Source organism: Cetobacterium sp. ZWU0022, from assembly GCF_000800875.1.
GTDB lineage: Bacteria > Fusobacteriota > Fusobacteriia > Fusobacteriales > Fusobacteriaceae > Cetobacterium_A.
Map to the genome: position 1 here is coordinate 1 of NZ_JRJZ01000127.1, position 2435 is coordinate 2435.

2 protein-coding genes and 1 tRNA gene are annotated in these 2435 nt (G+C 30.6%); all 3 read left to right on the forward strand.

The features are described from left to right. Positions 1-255 precede the first annotated feature (255 nt). The 3 genes from L988_RS10110 to L988_RS10120 all read left to right on the forward strand — a co-directional run bounded on the left by L988_RS10110 (position 256) and on the right by L988_RS10120 (position 2114). Complete coding sequence (locus tag L988_RS10110) at positions 256-456, forward strand: cold-shock protein (protein WP_023052292.1); 201 nt, start codon at positions 256-258, stop codon at positions 454-456. Between the two features lie 137 nt (positions 457-593). Further along, positions 594-1985 (forward strand): sodium:alanine symporter family protein, encoded by a 1392-nt coding sequence (locus tag L988_RS10115; RefSeq protein WP_047383947.1) that lies wholly within the window; start codon positions 594-596, stop codon positions 1983-1985. Between the two features lie 52 nt (positions 1986-2037). Then, positions 2038-2114: transfer RNA gene (locus L988_RS10120), tRNA-Arg, on the forward strand. The last annotated feature ends 321 nt before the right edge of the window (positions 2115-2435 follow it).

Sequence of the window (2435 nt, forward strand, 5' to 3'; positions counted from 1 at the left end):
ATCGTGTTGTCGCTGGTTCGAGCCCAGCAAGAAGCGCCATTTTTTTATTTTTTGTAAAAAAACAGTAAAAAGAGAATCGCTAAATAGAAAAAAATTGACACAAACATCTAAATAGTGTATACTGTGTTTAAATGATGTATAAATTGAAAGAAATTCTATTATTTAATATTTAAAGGTGTTCAAATAGGTACCTTATATTAGTTGGATTGAATGGAGATTTATTACATGAAATCAAAAATTTTATGGAGGTATCAAATGAAAGGTACAGTTAAATGGTTCAACCAAGAGAAAGGATTCGGATTCATCACTGGTGAAGATGGAAAGGACGTTTTCGCACACTTCTCTCAAATTCAAAAAGATGGATTCAAAACTCTTAATGAAGGAGAAGAAGTTACTTTCGATGTAACTGAGGGAGCTAAAGGACCTCAAGCTACAAACATTGTTGTTGCAAAGTAATTTATTAAGGAGCTATAAGCTCCTTTTTTTTTATGAAAAATTTGTAAAAAATAAGTTAAATTAAAAAAATATATTTTCATTTAAAAAAGATTTATGATAAAATTATCCTAATATAAATTAAATACGAGGGGGAAATGATGGATATACTGAATTCAGTAGTAAATTTTTTAAATGATATTCTTTGGAGTTATGTTCTTATTGTAATGTTGTTATTTGTGGGGACATATTTTACTTTAAAAACAAAATTTGTACAAATTAGATATTTTGCTCAAATGATAAAAATACTAGGTGATAGTGTAGGTCATAAAGGTGGAGTATCATCGTTTAAGGCATTTTGTATAAGTACAGCTTCTAGAGTAGGAACTGGAAACTTAGCAGGGGTTGCAATAGCCATAGCTTCAGGTGGATCTGGAGCAATTTTCTGGATGTGGTTAATAGCTATTATTGGTGGAGCATCTAGTTTTGTTGAAAGTACATTAGCCCAAGTTTATAAAGTAAAGGATGGAGAAGCTTTTAGAGGTGGACCGGCATATTATATGGAAAAAGCTTTAAATAAAAAATGGATGGGTGTAGCTTTCTCAATATTAATTTCAATAACATTTGGATTAATATTTAATTCAGTTCAATCAAATACAATCTCATTGGCCTTCCATGAAGCTTTTAAAATGGACAGAACAATAATTGGAGTAATTCTGGCGATTGCAACGGGAGTTATAATTTTTGGTGGAGTTCAGAGAATTGCAAACTTTAGTGCAACGGTTGTACCTATAATGGCAACATTATACATAATAATTTCAATGTATATTGTTATTAAGAATATTGGTATGGTTCCAGAAATATTTAGAGATATAATTGAAAATGCGTTTGGAATAAGACAAGCAGTAGGTGGTGGAATAGGAGCTGCGATAATGACAGGAGTAAAAAGAGGACTATTCTCAAATGAAGCAGGAATGGGGTCAGCACCAAATGCTGCAGCAGCAGCAGAAACATCACATCCAGTTAAACAAGGATTTGTTCAAACTTTAGGAGTGTTTACAGATACAATTTTAATTTGTTCATGCACTGCATTTATGGTTCTAATTTCAGGAGCGCACCAAACAGAAGGATTAACAGGAATTCAATTAACTCAAAATGCTTTGAGTTCTCAAGTGGGTCATTGGGGAAATATTTTTATAGCTATTTGCATATTACTATTTGCATTTAGCTCAATTATTGGAAACTATTACTATGGAGAAACTAATATAGAGTTTTTAACACCAAATAAATCGTGGTTAAATCTATATAGAGCTGGAGTTATAGCTATGGTAATGTTTGGATCAGTGGGTGAACTAGCTTTAGTATGGAACATGGCAGATCTATTCATGGGGCTTATGGCAGTATTGAATCTGATTGCGATATTCTTACTAGGTAAAGTTGCTTTTGAAGCATTAAAAGATTATAATACTCAAAAAGAAAAGGGATTAGATCCATCATTTAATAAAAATGAGATAGAAATACCATATGCTGAGAGAGTTGAATGTTGGGATTAATAAAATTAGTGTTGACTTAAACTTGAAAATACTGTAAAATGCATATGGTTGCGCCTCTATAGCTCAATTGGATAGAGCATCTGACTTCGGATCAGAGGGTTATGGGTTCGATCCCTGTTGGGGGCGCCACAATAAAGCATACACCTAATTTAAGATTAAAATACAAAGAGCTTAGATTTTTGAAATCTAAGCTCTTTTTTAATGTTGATTTATAAATGCTTTAAGAATTAAATTGTTTTTATAATTCATTAAAAATCATAATTGATAATCTGTGAAGCAAAGGATGTATAAAGAAATTCTACTATATATAATTAAAAAAAAAGATTATAAAAAAAATTATATATGTCAGAAACTATATATATTATTATATAATAATTATAGATATGTTGATGGTGCTAGAATAAGTTTGTAGACATAAAATAACAAATCATGTAAACTAAAACTTGAAGG